The 13,888-nt window shown below is 56.4% G+C and carries 18 protein-coding genes; 7 read left to right on the top strand and 11 right to left on the bottom strand.

The genetic code is table 11. The features are described 5' to 3' along the window. Nucleotides 1–285 precede the first annotated feature (285 nt). The 3 genes from ACZ1JW_RS04730 to ACZ1JW_RS04720 are packed head-to-tail and all read left to right on the top strand — an operon-like array spanning nucleotide 286 to nucleotide 2,247. Nucleotides 286–933, top strand: coding sequence for an RNA polymerase sigma factor (locus ACZ1JW_RS04730; RefSeq protein WP_465142134.1), 648 nt, complete (start codon nucleotides 286–288; stop codon nucleotides 931–933). Beyond that, a complete protein-coding gene (locus ACZ1JW_RS04725; RefSeq protein ID WP_465142133.1) occupies nucleotides 933–1,700 on the top strand; it encodes a hypothetical protein in 768 nt (255 codons plus the stop codon). The genes ACZ1JW_RS04730 and ACZ1JW_RS04725 overlap by 1 nt, the downstream gene beginning before the upstream one ends. 55 nt (nucleotides 1,701–1,755) lie before the next feature. After that, nucleotides 1,756–2,247, top strand: a complete 492-nt coding sequence (locus ACZ1JW_RS04720; protein ID WP_465142132.1) for an asparaginase domain-containing protein — start codon at nucleotides 1,756–1,758, stop codon at nucleotides 2,245–2,247. 263 nt (nucleotides 2,248–2,510) lie between these two features. Here ACZ1JW_RS04720 and ACZ1JW_RS04715 read toward each other — a convergent pair whose 3' ends face one another. From ACZ1JW_RS04715 to ACZ1JW_RS04685, 7 genes are all read right to left on the bottom strand, one after another. Then, nucleotides 2,511–2,909 carry a type II toxin-antitoxin system VapC family toxin gene (locus ACZ1JW_RS04715; RefSeq protein ID WP_465142131.1) on the bottom strand — a complete coding sequence of 133 codons (399 nt, stop codon included), beginning with the start codon at nucleotides 2,907–2,909 and terminating at the stop codon, nucleotides 2,511–2,513. Further along, the gene (locus tag ACZ1JW_RS04710) at nucleotides 2,906–3,163 is read right to left on the bottom strand and encodes a type II toxin-antitoxin system Phd/YefM family antitoxin (RefSeq protein WP_465142130.1); all 258 of its coding nucleotides are present in this window, start codon (nucleotides 3,161–3,163) and stop codon (nucleotides 2,906–2,908) included. Before ACZ1JW_RS04710 ends, ACZ1JW_RS04715 begins: the two co-directional genes overlap by 4 nt. 31 nt (nucleotides 3,164–3,194) lie before the next feature. Continuing rightward, nucleotides 3,195–3,617, bottom strand: coding sequence for a GNAT family acetyltransferase (locus ACZ1JW_RS04705; protein ID WP_465142129.1), 423 nt, complete (start codon nucleotides 3,615–3,617; stop codon nucleotides 3,195–3,197). A 182-nt stretch (nucleotides 3,618–3,799) separates the two neighbouring features. After that, nucleotides 3,800–4,225, bottom strand: a complete 426-nt coding sequence (locus tag ACZ1JW_RS04700) for a DUF6641 family protein (protein ID WP_465142128.1) — start codon at nucleotides 4,223–4,225, stop codon at nucleotides 3,800–3,802. A 279-nt stretch (nucleotides 4,226–4,504) separates the two neighbouring features. Beyond that, nucleotides 4,505–5,137 (bottom strand): hypothetical protein, encoded by a 633-nt coding sequence (locus ACZ1JW_RS04695; RefSeq protein ID WP_465142127.1) that lies wholly within the window; start codon nucleotides 5,135–5,137, stop codon nucleotides 4,505–4,507. 321 nt (nucleotides 5,138–5,458) lie between these two features. Continuing rightward, entirely contained in the window at nucleotides 5,459–5,620 is a 162-nt protein-coding gene (locus ACZ1JW_RS04690) for a hypothetical protein (RefSeq protein WP_465142126.1), read from the bottom strand. An 82-nt stretch (nucleotides 5,621–5,702) separates the two neighbouring features. Continuing rightward, nucleotides 5,703–6,008, bottom strand: coding sequence for a DUF6626 family protein (locus ACZ1JW_RS04685; RefSeq protein WP_465142125.1), 306 nt, complete (start codon nucleotides 6,006–6,008; stop codon nucleotides 5,703–5,705). A gap of 66 nt (nucleotides 6,009–6,074) precedes the next feature. On the opposite strand from ACZ1JW_RS04685, the gene ACZ1JW_RS04680 reads away from it, so the two are divergent. Both ACZ1JW_RS04680 and ACZ1JW_RS04675 read left to right on the top strand, forming a co-directional pair. Further along, nucleotides 6,075–6,674, top strand: coding sequence for a hypothetical protein (locus ACZ1JW_RS04680; protein ID WP_465142124.1), 600 nt, complete (start codon nucleotides 6,075–6,077; stop codon nucleotides 6,672–6,674). Nucleotides 6,675–6,910: 236 nt separating this feature from the next. After that, a complete protein-coding gene (locus ACZ1JW_RS04675; RefSeq protein ID WP_465142123.1) occupies nucleotides 6,911–7,477 on the top strand; it encodes a tyrosine-type recombinase/integrase in 567 nt (188 codons plus the stop codon). Nucleotides 7,478–7,498: 21 nt separating this feature from the next. Here ACZ1JW_RS04675 and ACZ1JW_RS04670 read toward each other — a convergent pair whose 3' ends face one another. The 4 genes from ACZ1JW_RS04670 to guaA form a co-directional block, all read right to left on the bottom strand. Beyond that, on the bottom strand, nucleotides 7,499–8,173 hold the full coding sequence (locus ACZ1JW_RS04670; protein WP_465142122.1) for a hypothetical protein: 675 nt from the start codon (nucleotides 8,171–8,173) through the stop codon (nucleotides 7,499–7,501). 358 nt (nucleotides 8,174–8,531) lie between these two features. Beyond that, the gene (locus ACZ1JW_RS04665; protein WP_465142121.1) at nucleotides 8,532–8,957 is read right to left on the bottom strand and encodes a hypothetical protein; all 426 of its coding nucleotides are present in this window, start codon (nucleotides 8,955–8,957) and stop codon (nucleotides 8,532–8,534) included. Nucleotides 8,958–9,394: 437 nt separating this feature from the next. Further along, the gene (locus ACZ1JW_RS04660) at nucleotides 9,395–10,636 is read right to left on the bottom strand and encodes a tyrosine-type recombinase/integrase (protein ID WP_465142120.1); all 1,242 of its coding nucleotides are present in this window, start codon (nucleotides 10,634–10,636) and stop codon (nucleotides 9,395–9,397) included. Between the two features lie 184 nt (nucleotides 10,637–10,820). After that, on the bottom strand, nucleotides 10,821–12,380 hold the full coding sequence (gene guaA / locus ACZ1JW_RS04655; RefSeq protein ID WP_465142119.1) for a glutamine-hydrolyzing GMP synthase: 1,560 nt from the start codon (nucleotides 12,378–12,380) through the stop codon (nucleotides 10,821–10,823). A gap of 421 nt (nucleotides 12,381–12,801) precedes the next feature. On the opposite strand from guaA, the gene gluQRS reads away from it, so the two are divergent. Both gluQRS and ACZ1JW_RS04645 read left to right on the top strand, forming a co-directional pair. Then, nucleotides 12,802–13,647 (top strand): tRNA glutamyl-Q(34) synthetase GluQRS, encoded by an 846-nt coding sequence (gluQRS, locus tag ACZ1JW_RS04650; RefSeq protein ID WP_465142118.1) that lies wholly within the window; start codon nucleotides 12,802–12,804, stop codon nucleotides 13,645–13,647. Beyond that, complete coding sequence (locus tag ACZ1JW_RS04645; protein WP_465142117.1) at nucleotides 13,644–13,874, top strand: hypothetical protein; 231 nt, start codon at nucleotides 13,644–13,646, stop codon at nucleotides 13,872–13,874. The genes gluQRS and ACZ1JW_RS04645 overlap by 4 nt, the downstream gene beginning before the upstream one ends. Nucleotides 13,875–13,888: the final 14 nt, after the last annotated feature.

Raw genomic sequence — 13,888 nt, 5'->3', positions numbered from 1 at the left:
AAGATGACCCGCGCCGGGGTGCGGTCGGCGCGGGTCCAGTGCCCGGACGACGAGGGGCGCCCCGCTGTCCGGTCGACAGGTCGGAGGACTCTTGGCCGCAAAGCCGTTCGCCTCCGCAGCGTCTAACGGGGATCGCGCAGCAACCCTTCGCAACCTGCGTGAAAAACCTATGAAAAGGTTTCTGGTTGTTTGCCGTAAATCTGGCGTTCACCCGGAAACCGGCAGTCAGGCACGGTCCCGGCGCAGTCCGTGTGCAGGGGCAATGGTGCGAAACGGCAGGTAATCGTGACGTTTTACGGCGACGTGCGTCCGGAAGCGGTCCCGGCTGATGACAGCCTGGTCGCGGCGACAGATCCGATTCATCGCGAAGCGCTCGACGATGCAGCGCTGATGCGCGAAGTCGCGCGCGGATCGGTCGAGGCCTTCACCATCCTCGTCGACCGGCATTCTCCCGCGCTCTACCGTGTGGCGATGCGCATGCTGTCCGATGCGGCAGAGGCCGAGGACGTCGTGCAGGACTGCTTTGCGCGATTGTGGCAGAACGCGCCGCGCTGGAGTCCGAGCGGGGCGGGCCTCGTCGGCTGGCTGCACCGAGTGACCATGAACCTGTGCTTTGATCGCAAGCGCCGCTTTCGCGTGGTCACGGTCGAAATGCTGCCCGATCCCGCCGACGAGTCTCCCCTCGCGGATCGGCGAATCGAGGCGGATCAGGCGTCAGAGGCTGTGGCGGCTGCGCTGGCGGACCTGCCAGAGCGTTATCGGGCTGCGCTAGTGCTCTGTTATTATGAGGGATTTTCAAACGCCCTTGCAGCGCAGGTGCTTGATCTCAATATCAAGGCAATGGAATCGCTGTTGTTCAGAGCGCGCCGGCAGATGCGCACGCTGCTTGAGGCACGCGATGTGTCGTGCGCCGATCTCGAGGCGCAAGGCTGATGGGGCGCAGGGTTCCAGCCTCGCCCGCACAGGCCGAAGCGGCGCTCGATGCCGCGCTGGCTCGTGCTCCCCGCCCGGCGTTGCCTCCGGGCCTGACCGCGCGGATCGTGGCGCAGGCGACGGCGCTGCCACAGCTTCCCGCAGAGGGGCCGGTCGAGCCGCTAGAGGCTGCGCCGCGCACCTCAGCCAAGGTCATTCCGTTCCAGACTGCTCCCGCCACGCCTGTCGCAGCGTCACGGCCGGTGAGGGCTCGCCACGGCCTCCTCGCAGGAGGCTTTGCCGCGATCGCTGCAACGGTTGCCGCCGTGGTGCTGATCGGCCAATCGGGCCAGCAGGTCGCCCCGACGTCCGCTCCCGCACCGATGATCGCCCAGCGCCAGAACGCGCCTGCACCGGTACAGGCGGCCCCTGCTGCCACGCCCGAGACCCGGCTGGCAGCAGCTCCTGCAGCGCATTCCCGTGCGCCTGCGGAGGGGGCATCTGCCGTCACTTCACCGTCCGAACCTGCGCCTACTGCGGCCCCATCTGCAGCGCCGGAAACTCAGCTGGCCGCAACCGTCCCTCCAGCGCCGCGGGAATCCGCCGGGCCAACGTCCGATCCTTCGCCGCGTCCCAACCCGCGCGGGCTGATGGGCCCGCCAGCGCCGCAGCAGGGCTGGGCGTTTGGTGGCGGGGTGCCAGGTGGCGGGAGCATGCCGGGCGGGCAGTCGCTGCCAAGCCAGACCACCGGCTCCGCGCCCCCGCCGCCGCCACCTCCCGGACACTGACCCCTTCTGGTCACTGGCTCTATGCGCGGTTCGGCCAGTCCGCTAAAGCTTTGCCATGCAACAAGAACCGATCCTCGTGCTGACTACCGGCGGCACTATCGACAAGGCCTATTTTGACGCGCTCAGCGAATACCAGATCGTCGAGAGCGGCATCCCCGCGCTGATCGCGCAGGCCCGCGTGGCGCTGCCGTTTCGGGTGATGGAACTGATGCGCAAGGACAGCCTCGAACTGACCGACGCCGACCGCGACCTGGTCGCCGCCGCCGTGCGCGAGGCCCCGGAGCGGCATGTCGTGATCACCCATGGCACCGATACGATGACCGACACCGCCAAAGTGCTGAGCACGATTGCGGGCAAGACCATTGTCCTGACCGGCGCGCTATCTCCCGCCCGTTTTGCCGAGACCGACGCCCCCTTCAACCTCGGCATGGCGTTTGCCACCACGCAAGTCGCCGCGCCGGGCGTGTGGATCGCGATGAGCGGGCAGGTGTTTGACGGGCTGAAAGTCCGCAAGGACCGCGCGGCGGGGAAGTTCGTGGCGGTTTAGAGCGGTTTCCACCCATTCTGGTTCGCCGGGACGGAGCCTGATTTGGTTCAGTGCAAGGAGGCAGGCCGCAGGGATATGTCGATATCTCAAGGCCTGCCGACGCAGCAATGGACCAAATCAGGCCCGCCGCAAAGCGGTTGGGCCGGGAAGGCCACTGGCAGCGTTGCCGCGCTTGCAGGGGCAACAAGCCCCTGCTGCACACCGCGCCTCCCCAGTGACCTTCCCGGCGCAATCACGGTGAACCAGAATGGGTGGAAACCGCTCTAATTTGCTGCGGGCGTGATGTCCGTCGCCGCGAAATCATTGCCCTTGAACAGCAGCGGCAGGCCGCGCGCCTTGGCCAGAGCATAGCTGAACAGATCGCCGAAATTCAGCTGCGCCGGATGGCCGTTGCCCTTGCCGTATTTCAGGAAGGCTTCGTGGGCGATTGCAGAGTCCGCTTCGGTTACCGGCTCGATCTGAATGCCCGCTCGCTCAATCAGGGCGTGCAGCAAATCGACCATGGGGTCGCCTGCCATGCGCCGGGTAACAATTCTAGCTTCAACGAGTGTGGCTGCGCTCATCACTGCGGCCGGAGCAGAGTCGAGGATTGTCTGGAAGTGCTCGCGCTCAGATTCACCGAACAGGATTGCAATCAAGGCCGACGTATCGACGGCCATCATACAGGCAAGCCATTCTCATCCCATTCGAGTTCCCACGGACCCTCCTTCCGGGGAAGGGCATCAGCGCGCGCCAGAATCTCGTCGATCTTCCGGCGTCGCTCTGCGCGGTCCGCTTCGTCAAGCTTGGCAACCGGGGTAAGCCGGACCTGCGGTACGCCGTCATGGTCGATGACCACCTCTTCCCCGCGCAGCGATGCCGCGATGAGCTTGGAGAGGTTGGACTTGGCCTTGCCGATGTTGACGTGGATGGTCATGGCTTGAAGATGCCTTGGCCAAGGGGCTTGGTCAAGGTGCCTGAAAGCGCTTGCCCAACGTCACCACGTCCTGAACTTCATACCCCAGTGCCGCGTAGAACCCCCGCGCCACGGCGTTGTCGCCGCGCACCATCAGCTGGATCTTGGGGCTGCCGCGCGCCTTGAGCCAGTCTTCGGCGGAGTTCATCAGCCTGCGGCCGATGCCGTGCCCGCGCCGGTCAGGCATGGTGGCGAGGTAATAGACCCAGCCGCGATGCCCGTCGAATCCGACCGTCACGCTGCCGATCAATGCTCCGTCATCGTCCGCCAGCAGCACTGTGGACGTCGGCGTTGCCAGCGCGAGATCGAAATCGGCGCGTGGATCGTTCCACGGGCGCGTCAGTCCGGCAGCTTCCCACAGCGCGACCGTGGCTTCACGGTCAGCCGCAGTGGCGGCGCGGACGCTTACTCCCACTCGATAGCAACCCGAAGTATTTTCCATTACATTTCAGTGCCTTAGAGATAGAAGAGTAGCTTTGTGCAACTCTGTGAAAGCGATCTTTATTCCACGTTTTCATAGACTTATCTAAGTCTTTGGACCTTTGTGTCGTAGATACACAATGTGTCACTCATCAACTTGCACAAAGCTCGCGATTCCTATGATCGCTTTGCCTTTCGACCAGCAACCGTGACACCTTCGAGTGCAGTATCGAGTTCACCATTCAAGACCGCATCCTTCACCTGCGTCAAGATCGATGCAATCTCCGAAACATCCGAGCAAGCGATAGCATTCTTGCCCTTCGCAAGCTCGATTGGCTTGCTGCCATAGCGAACAGTTAGCTGCGCCGAACCATCGCTGTTCGTCACCCACCAACGCTTGACCCGCTTGGCGACCTCTCGCCGCTGCTGATTGCCATCACTGTCAGTAACAGCGACGATCTTCGTGGGAGCATATGCTGCATCAGTTACTAGTTTGATCTGCTGATCGATCTTGTCGGCCAGCTTGCGACGACGCACGAAGATGCGCCCTTGTGCTGTCTCTGGCCGAAACTCGACCAGCTTGAGAGAAGCGATAATCGCCATTGTGTCCTCCGTTTCGAGAACACGATTCTGAATCCATCACTATGATATTCCTACCTTTTCCTCATCCTGTCCTTCAGCAGCCGCAATTTCTCAGCGATATCAGCGTCCGACGATTCCGTTGGCGGATTCTGAATGCGCTCAATCTCAGCTTCCACAGCGCGAATCTTGCACTGCCGCCTGCTATCCACCATCCCCGCTACGCCACCACTCTGACTCTCGAAACTGCGACTAGTAATCGCTCTTGGGACGCTGATGGGATCGAGGGGGATGCCAACATTCTCAGTCATCTTGCTCTGATATGCGCTTTATCTCTCGGGCAGTTTTAGAGCATCCAGAATGGCCATTTGCAGCGCAAATTTGGTCCAATCGCTTTTCTTCATCTGAGCGACCATCAACGTCACTAGCCCAGTCAGAAATCCTCAAAACAATAAGTAGGCATAGTGTAATCGGAATTGCAAACCACAAAAACGAAATAATATTCTCTTTTATTTTCTTCATATAACTGCGTTCATCATATTCTCGCATATAGCTTGTATAAGGAACGTAATTGCTCTCAGGAATAACATTAAATTCCTCTAATGTGATGTTATACTTTTTTAGTAGATTGCAAACGTAATTCTTAGAAACCTGCTTTTCTGCACGTTTTGCAATATCGACAAACCCTTGAGAAATATACTTCTCAGCTATAGCATTCTTGATTTTATAGAATTCGGGTGACGATTTCGTTATTTCTTTACTAATCTGAGTGCCCCTAAAAGGCTCAAGCGCCATCGAGTCCACTATGGGCCCACTCTTTTCAATTTCATTACAAAACCTTCCTGGAATTACCCACTCACAAGCTATAGCTAGCCTCATTTCCTCTTTTATAGTTCTTAAAGTTGGCGCCACGCCGATTCCAGTATCGTCCATCATTCTCCCCAACCCCCAATCTGCTCAAACGCCGTGTGCAAGCTACCAGCCCAAAATCATGCAATCCATCCCTAATGCGCGCCAGCCAGAATGGCATAGAATCTACGATCTATAACATACTGCCAGGAAACGTAGTATTTGTGCAGGTTCGAGCGCAGAAAACAAATCGGTCGACGGTCAAGATGCCCGAAAATACGCTGTCTTATAATAGAAGCGCGTACTCAGGAGCGACGGCGACGAAAAAGGCAAGGCTTGCGCTAGGACGTAGATCGGAAGTGGCTTGTTACCGTGATTGACAGATTACGCCACAGCGTACGCCACCACTCAGCCATTGCGCTTAGCTTCTACGCTGACCCGCGCGCCTGTGAGATTGAAGTACTGCGCGTTGGCGACGCTTTCGACGCACAGGGTCAGCCAGGTGCTATGCTCTCGATTCTGCACGATTTCTCCACGCCTCAATCGACCCAACAGATCATTGAGCTTCACCAGTCGCAGCGTCGTCTTTTACCGTCATTGCCATCCCACCAAGCAAACCAAGCCAACCAAGCCCATCTCGCATGTCAAGCGCCTACGCGATCACCTCAAACTCTACACTGTCAGCATCAACCAAAGCACGGCACTTGCCACTCATGGCAATGAACTGCTCTGCAAGATTCTGATAGTGCGGTACCGATCGCAACTGCTCCGCAGCGTTCATCAAACGACTTGCGCAGACAGCGACAGCTCCCAGACTGGGCTCTGATCCTGCTGAACGCAGCTTGCGAATATAGCTCTCAGAAGCGCCCAGCCAATGCTCACTGAATTCACTCTCCGTTGACGTAATTCCCTTACTTTCAAGAAAAATAAAAACATCATTTAATGTATCTTTTCTCATCTCACCGCACCTCCAATGATAAATAAATCAAGTGAACTTATCACTTTATTTATCGGATTCGTAAAGATGACAGAAAATTACTTATTGCGAAAAGGCTGGGCGAAATGGACTTCTTCATATGACTGGGATGTATGTGGCACTCTAAACTTCGCAACAGGACGTAAAGTTGGCATCGACGAAGCTCAACGACGATGGTCTCGTTTTTGGGGCAAGGTAGATCGTATCTGTTATGGGCAGTCACGCAATCAGCAGCAGCGTCTCGCGCGGTTTGTCTACACGCACACAGGTAGCAACGGCGACAATTTTCACTCGCACTTTCTGGCTCGGGCAGTCGGGGATGCGAAGGAATTCTGCATACTATTGAATGCACTTTGGGTTGGCATGGAGCACGCTGGCGCTGCGATAGCTGAGCAAAATGAGATTCTGCCAATCTTCAGCAGCGAACGAGCTTCATGGTATCTGCTTCACGAAGATCATGATGGCGCAATGGACGGCTTCAACGACAAGCTGACGCACACCGAGTATCAACCAAAAATGCGTGACAGTGCGCTGATCGATCTGCGATCAGCAGCAGATCGCTTCCAGCACATCTCAGATGCGACGACTGCTTACGACATGCATCTCGCACGGGCTGAGCAGCGATACATCAGACGCAACGCAAACTAACCAGACAGCCATGCTGCGGTGAAATCGTGCGTCTCATGGAGAAGACATTGCTCTCGGTATTCTGAGCGCAAGTCTTCATGCTGTCCAAAAGATATATTAAGAAATGACAAGAAGTTTGTGAAAATCAAACAGGTCATTGGCCTTGCTCGATTTATGAAAAATACGATTTCGGTAGGACCAACCATCTGATTAATTTATATTTCTCTCATAGGAAATGTTAATCGGACGCAGGAAAAATGGCAAAGGCAAAGGTTCTCAGCAAGGACGAAATCAAGCGTGTCATGAGGATCGCTGGCACAGGCAGAAACGGTCTTCGTGATCGTGTCGCGCTGTCACTCAGCATCCTGGCTGGTATGCGCGTCGGTGAGATCAGCAAGCTCACGATCGGGGACGTTCGGGATCTTGATGGCAGGGCAGTCAGCGTCATTCATCTCACGAAGCATCAGACGAAGGGAAATCGTGCACGGAGGGTCTTTGTCAGCGACGAGCTGCGCAAATTGCTGACCAGCTATCTCGCTACAATCAGCGAACTCGATGGCAGCAAGGCTCTCATTCGGAGCACTCGCACTGGAGGACATTTCAGCAACGTGTCGCTGAGCTTGAGGATCAAGGCGATCTATCTCGCTGCTGGAATCAGCACATCAAGTCACGCGGGCAGGCGCACGTTTGCAAGTCAGAAGAACGCGCTCGGCATTGGGATGCGAACGATTCAGCATCTGCTTGGTCATGCTAACATTCAGACAACGGCATTGTACTGCGACGTGTCTGACGATCAGTTGGCGAACGCGGTGAACAAATTTTGAACGTCAAATCATCGCAAAAAGTTAATAAAGGATAGAGCTTCTTCTCGATCTAACGTAAAGGATATAAGTCATGAATAAAAATGCAGCCATCGGAATTTTCGATCCATCTATTTCTGGAACGGAAACTTGTGTATTTGTATTATTGTTAAGTTGACGCTGTGGCCCGAGCCAACTGTCCAGCCAATAAGTAAATCCAGAAAGTCGCTGACTCTTAAACCAAGAATCATCAAGATTATTGTACATTGCTGAAGTTTCCCAGTCTTCTGGAAGGTAGACTGCTCCAACATATTGCATTTTATTATCTGACCACGTCTCTCCTGAAAGTGTGTTCCAAGCTCTATAAAAATATGCGATTCCATATGTGCCGTTGCCAAACACTACGTGTTCCGCGCTACTACCTGCGAAATGGTTTACGCCAGACGTATTTGTATTAGAAAAATTTTGTCCAAACCAGTTTCCATCTGTCGGAGATCCCAAATAGCTAGTATACGTTCCATCAGTATATTCTTGGAAATTTATCTGGTCTTGATAAGGAAATGGCTGATTATAGTATGGACTAACATTTTGTGCAATTGCTGAATTGCTGTAAGCAAAAGCCATTGCAGCGACGGCCGCAAAGGCGATCTTTATGGTTTGCATTATTTTCTCTCCAGCATCGCAATATTGGGTGGCGACTTCCAAAATTGGTGAAAACACTGCTCGCGCTCTGCGAGAATAGACGTATAGCGCCTATCGAACCTAATGAAAGTGACGCATTTTGTCACAATTAAAATGCTGGCTGGGGGCGATGCAAGTATAATATTTATTAGACGAATTTCATTATGCACATGGCTGTTACGGCTATGCTCTTGAACTAAGTTCGAGCCCAGACGCACTCAATTATCGAGCCCCATCCTGATGGCACAATCCCGAAATGCCTCGTGATCGTTCGAGTTTAGACTAGGATCTTCCATATAGAACATCGTCTCATTCATGATTCCGTTTGCGCCCTGCCGCGCCAGTTCCAAGCCCCCAATCTCATATAGGTCGTAGAGCGATTCTCGAAGCTGCGCCTTCACGATGCAATTGCCTTCGCAGCCCGACGAAAATCGTTCTCGTCAGTGCCCGCCCCATATGCCTTCTGACGCAGCGCTTGCCCCTGCGATCTCAACGATGGCTCAGCCCGCATGATGCCCTGTTGGATCCGAGAAATGCCCTGCGAGCTTCCAGCAGCGCCAGCATGAGCATCTGGGGTAGTAGCAGTGCTGTCAGGGGTCTTTTTCTTCTGAGGAACGTTCTGAGACGAAGCCTTCGGCGGTTTGGCTGATCGTGGACGAATCTGCTTCGCCAGCGCAGCATTCTTCGCCGCCAATTTCCCTGTCAGCTCCGATGCCGCAGCCAGCAGCATGTCAGCATCCATTTTGATCGTCTTGCTCTCAGCCTCGTCTGCCGTGTCTAGTAGCAGTGCCAGCCAGCGTTTGAATTCCTCTCGTGCGTCCATGTGATACACCCTTTCTGAGTGTATTTATCACTTCACCGCTCGTCTCTGTCTTTCGACCTTTTGCCCACCAATCCCGATGCAGACTGCCAAGAATGCCCAACACAATTTGCTGCTGAAGAACCAGTCATATAAGTGATCAATCAAGCCAACTGAGGATTGCGGATTGTCGTTGCCAATTATGAAATGAAATGGAATTAGTATTATTGTTATGGCTAATGTGTGTGCTAAAAATATAGAAAGACCGAATATAGCGCTCATCGCGCCGTAAGCATAGAACTCGAAAATGAGCGAAGGTAACTCTTTTAGTTCATCATATTTATTTTTCATAAGGCACCCATTCATGAGACTTGCAGATTAAAAATCTGCGCCAATTCAAGTTCATTGCTTCAAGTTCATTGCAGTTTTTAGCGTGAATTGCAAAAATCCACAGATTAAATTTAGACAGGGACAATCGTTCCGTCAGCTTTGCGCTTGTAGTCAGCGACAGCGTTCGAAAGCCTGCGATCATCGTTCAGATGATAGTATGTCTTGTTGATTTCCGTCTCACTCGTGCCGCACATTTCCGCGACCTGCTGAAATGACAAGCCTGCCATGACGCGCTGCGTGATCATGAAGTGCCGCAAGCTGTAAGGAACGATCTTCCGCTCTTTGCGATCAGTGATCCCAGCCATCGTTGCGAGCTTGTCAAAATGATAAGCCACAGTGCGATTCGTCAGCCGCGTTTTGCCGTCAATGCTGAAGATTAAATCCAGGTCGCTCTTGGGCTTCAAAAGTTCTTTGAGACGAGTAAAATAAAATCCGCCGCGCGCTATAATTTTGCGATCTTTCCTGACCTTGCTCGTCGCTTTGCGAACAAAGATTTCCGCATAGTGCTTTGCTTCAGTATCACCGACGCGCTTGTGCATGAACGTCTTCACGTCCGCCCATCTTAATTGCTGCTGCTCTCCAGTCCGAAGCCCCGCGTTCGCTGCAATGAGAATATATTCGCGCATGATCTGACGGATCAGCATCTCATTAGGATCGATATGGTTTTTTGATGGATCAATGTAGTTTCGCATCGCAGTGGTCAGAGCGTTATACTCGTCATTGCTGAGCGTAGCTCGCCTGACCGCCTCGTTATCGATTTCATACTTGTTGAGCTTGGGGAAATCGAAGGCTTCAACGACAGCTTCTTTCTTTTTGAAAAGAAAGGCCATCATCGAGTTGATGGTCGATTGCTCGTTCGCCAGCGTCGTGTGAGATGCACCGCGTTTCCCGTGCTTCATCCGATAAGCGAAATACCCTTCCGCTGCGCTGCGATCCAACTCCTTCAGCCGCGTGTCACGCTTCTTGTAATCAAGCCAGTGATTGAGATGTGTCGTGATCGTGCCAAGCCGACCTTTCGTGATCGTGCCCAGATCGACCAGTTTTTGCTTGTCTGCGAGATAGAGCTTCACGCCATCTTCGACCGTGATCGAGAAATACTTTTTCCCGACCATCTGTTCCGCACGAAGCTGAATGTAGCGTTCTTCTGCACGACTTTTTGCCGTCTCAAGATCGCGCGTTTTCAACGATTCCCGAACGTATTTTCGCTCGCCGACGAGCCACATCCGAAAGTGCCAGTAGTCACCGCGCTTCTCGATGCGCACCTTGTCGAACAGCCAGATTATACCTTCGCTTGCCTTAACCCGATGAGACATTAGCCATTCCCAGCTATGCGAACCCAAACACCAACGTCGCCTACGTTCGAGAGTAGAGACGAGAATGTGTAAGTCCTTGTGCAACTGCAAGCGCACTGAGACTGGAAATCAACGGTTTTTTCTACGTCGCGAAAGTTATGTGTAACTAAATAACTCAATAAAATCAGTTATTTAGTTACCAGTTCTACTCCCACTCGATCGTGCCGGGCGGCTTGCTGGTGTAGTCATAGACCACACGGTTGATGCCCTTGACCTCGTTGACGATGCGCGTCGCCACGCGGCTGAGGAAGCCTGCGTCGAACGGGTAGATGTCGGCGGTCATGCCGTCGGTGCTGGTCACCGCGCGCAGGGCGCAGACGTTGTCGTAGGTGCGCCCGTCGCCCATCACGCCCACGGTCTTGACCGGGAGCAGCACGGCAAAGGCCTGCCAGATCGCGTCATAGAGGCCCGCGTTGCGGATCTCCTCGAGGTAAATCGCGTCGGCCTTGCGCAGCACGTCGCAGCGTTCGCGCGTCACTTCGCCGGGGATGCGGATGGCAAGGCCGGGGCCGGGGAAGGGGTGGCGGCCGACGAAGATGTCGGGCAGGCCCAGTTCGCGGCCCAGCGCGCGCACTTCGTCCTTGAACAGTTCGCGCAGCGGCTCGACCAGCTTCATGTTCATGCGCTCAGGGAGCCCGCCGACGTTGTGGTGGCTCTTGATCGTGACCGAAGGGCCGCCGGTGAAGCTGACCGATTCGATCACGTCAGGATAGAGCGTGCCCTGCGCGAGGAAGTCCGCACCGCCAACCTGCTTGGCCTCGGCCTCGAACACGTCGATGAAGGTCTTGCCGATGAATTTGCGCTTGGCTTCGGGGTCGGTGACGCCAGCTAGGCCGCCGAGGAACAGCGCCGAGACGTCCTTGTGGACCAGCGGGATGTTGTAGTGGTTGCGGAACAGGCTGACGACCTGTTCGGCCTCGCCCATGCGCATCAGGCCATGGTCGACGAAGACGCAGGTCAGCTGGTCGCCGATGGCTTCGTGGATCAGCACCGCGGCAACGGCCGAATCGACGCCGCCCGAAAGGCCGCAGATCACGCGGCTGGAGCCGACCTGCTCGCGGATCTCGGCGATCTTGGTGCGGCGGAATTCGGCCATGCTCCAGTCGCCGCTGCAGCCGCAGACGTGGCGCACGAAGTTGGCGATGAGCTTGCCGCCATCGGGGGTGTGAACCACTTCGGGGTGGAACTGGGTGCCGTAGTACTTCTTCTCGTCGTTCGCGATCACGGCAAACGGCGCGCCGTCCGAAACCGCGACGATGCGGAAGCCGGGAGCGAACTGGGTGACCTTGTCGCCGTGGCTCATCCACACCTGATGGCGCTCGCCCTCTTTCCACAGGCCGTCGAACAGCACGCAAGGTTCGGTCACGGTGAGGAAAGCGCGGCCGAATTCGCCCGAATCGCCCGGCTCCACCTTGCCGCCAAGCTGATGGCTCATGACCTGCTGGCCATAGCAGATGCCAAGGATCGGAAGTCCGCTGTCGAACAGCACCTGCGGCGCGCGGGGGCTGCCATCGGCAGGTACGCTGGCGGGCGAACCCGACAGGATGATGCCCTTGGGCTTCATCCGGTGGAACGCGGCTTCGGCCTGGCTGAAGGGCGCGATCTCGGAATAGACCCCGGCTTCGCGCACGCGGCGGGCGATTAGCTGCGTAACCTGACTGCCGAAGTCGACAATGAGGATCGATTCTGAAGGCTGGATGCTCATGGCTGGCCGATAGTGGCAGCGGGCATTTCTGTCCAGATGGCGGGCGAATTGTGACAGTTGCGTTACATGCAACCGCAAGTGCCTCGTTCGCACTTGCAGCATACGCATATGGGCGTATTTGCGCCCCCAGTTCCGATGCTTCCAGCCCACCCTGCCGGATGAACACGAACTGGGAGGATGACCTGCAAGGTGAACTCAACAGGAGGAACACCATGCGCGCCATTACGGCAATCGCGCTCCCGATCATTCTCGCTGCTGGTCTAAGCAGCCTGATGTGGACTGCCACGCTCGCCTGAGCTGGCAAGAGACGCGTTAAACGACAAAAGCGGCTGCCCCGGCGGGGCAGCCGTTTTGTTTATCGGGCGCATCCCTTTTTGACGGGCTTTCCAAGCAGCGTTCCCGCGCGCTAGGTCTCGGCGTAATGACCGTTACCCGCTTTGCCCCAAGTCCCAACGGACCGCTCCACCTGGGGCATGCGTTTTCCGCAATCGTGGCACATGACCGGGCGATTCGCGATCAGGGCGAGTTCCTTCTGCGGATCGAGGACATCGACGGTGCCCGCTCGCGCCCCGAACTTGCTGCCGAGTTCCGCGCAGACCTCGAATGGCTGCGGCTGACGTACCGCGAAGTCGCGCCCCAGTCCTCGCGCATCGCGGCCTATCGCACCGCTGCCAACGAGTTGCGCGCGATGGGCATTCTCTATCCCTGCACCTGCACCCGCGCCGAAGTTGCCGCCGCTGCCGTGGCCCATGGCCCTGACGGTCCGCTCTATCCCGGCACCTGCCTGCGCCGTGGTCCTACACCGGGACCGCAAGTCGCTTGGCGGCTCGACATGGAGCAGGCGACGCTGCTGGCGGGGCCGCTCGAATGGACCGACGAGCGCCATGGCGTGCAACTCGCCCGGCCCGAGCTGTTCGGCGACGTGGTGCTGTGGCGCAAGGATGCGCCCGCAAGCTACCATCTTGCCGCAACGCTCGACGATGCCGCCGATGGCGTGACGCATGTGACGCGCGGGGTCGATCTGTTCCGCGCCACGCACATCCATCGCCTGCTCCAGCACCTGCTCGGGTTGCCGGTGCCGGTGTGGCACCATCATCCCGTCCTGGTAGAGAGCGACGGGCGCAAGCTCGCCAAGCGCCGCGATGCTCCAGCGCTGGCCGACCGGCGGCGTGCCGGGGAAGATGGGCGCGCGGTGGCCGCAGAGGTGCGCGCTACCCTATTTGACACTGGTATTTCCCTGTCCGACGCCATAGATCGGCAACCATGAACTATGTCCTGATCACGCTGATCATCGTCTTCACCGTCATGACGGTAGTGTCGCTCGTGCGCGGGATCATCGCGTTCCTGAACAGCACCAAGGAAGACCTGGACCGCGATCCGGCGCAGGGCGCAACCGCGAACCAGCTCCTTCAGAACAAGATGATGTTCAACCGCATCAAGTTCCAGGGCCTTGCCGTGCTGACCGTCGCGATCCTGCTCGCCTTCTCGCGCTGAGCCGTAAGGCACCC

Source organism: Novosphingobium sp. BL-A-28-Hi1-0D (genome assembly GCF_055521755.1).
Note: the sequence above shows the minus strand (reverse complement) of the source record. Positions and strands in the feature narration are given on the sequence as shown.

Excerpts from the sequence above, each read along its gene's own strand:
- ACZ1JW_RS04710 (WP_465142130.1), bottom strand. The coding sequence starts at position 3,163 with ATGACCATCCACGTCAACATCGGCAAGGCCAAGTCCAACCTCTCCAAG.
- ACZ1JW_RS04665 (WP_465142121.1), bottom strand. The coding sequence starts at position 8,957 with ATGGACGCACGAGAGGAATTCAAACGCTGGCTGGCACTGCTACTAGAC.
- ACZ1JW_RS04645 (WP_465142117.1), top strand. The coding sequence starts at position 13,644 with ATGAACTATGTCCTGATCACGCTGATCATCGTCTTCACCGTCATGACG.
- ACZ1JW_RS04700 (WP_465142128.1), bottom strand. The coding sequence starts at position 4,225 with ATGGCGATTATCGCTTCTCTCAAGCTGGTCGAGTTTCGGCCAGAGACA.
- gluQRS (WP_465142118.1), top strand. The coding sequence starts at position 12,802 with ATGACCGTTACCCGCTTTGCCCCAAGTCCCAACGGACCGCTCCACCTG.
- ACZ1JW_RS04685 (WP_465142125.1), bottom strand. The coding sequence starts at position 6,008 with ATGAGAAAAGATACATTAAATGATGTTTTTATTTTTCTTGAAAGTAAG.
- ACZ1JW_RS04675 (WP_465142123.1), top strand. The coding sequence starts at position 6,911 with ATGGCAAAGGCAAAGGTTCTCAGCAAGGACGAAATCAAGCGTGTCATG.
- ACZ1JW_RS04725 (WP_465142133.1), top strand. The coding sequence starts at position 933 with ATGGGGCGCAGGGTTCCAGCCTCGCCCGCACAGGCCGAAGCGGCGCTC.
- ACZ1JW_RS04680 (WP_465142124.1), top strand. The coding sequence starts at position 6,075 with ATGACAGAAAATTACTTATTGCGAAAAGGCTGGGCGAAATGGACTTCT.
- ACZ1JW_RS04715 (WP_465142131.1), bottom strand. The coding sequence starts at position 2,909 with ATGATGGCCGTCGATACGTCGGCCTTGATTGCAATCCTGTTCGGTGAA.
- ACZ1JW_RS04660 (WP_465142120.1), bottom strand. The coding sequence starts at position 10,636 with ATGTCTCATCGGGTTAAGGCAAGCGAAGGTATAATCTGGCTGTTCGAC.
- ACZ1JW_RS04720 (WP_465142132.1), top strand. The coding sequence starts at position 1,756 with ATGCAACAAGAACCGATCCTCGTGCTGACTACCGGCGGCACTATCGAC.
- guaA (WP_465142119.1), bottom strand. The coding sequence starts at position 12,380 with ATGAGCATCCAGCCTTCAGAATCGATCCTCATTGTCGACTTCGGCAGT.
- ACZ1JW_RS04695 (WP_465142127.1), bottom strand. The coding sequence starts at position 5,137 with ATGATGGACGATACTGGAATCGGCGTGGCGCCAACTTTAAGAACTATA.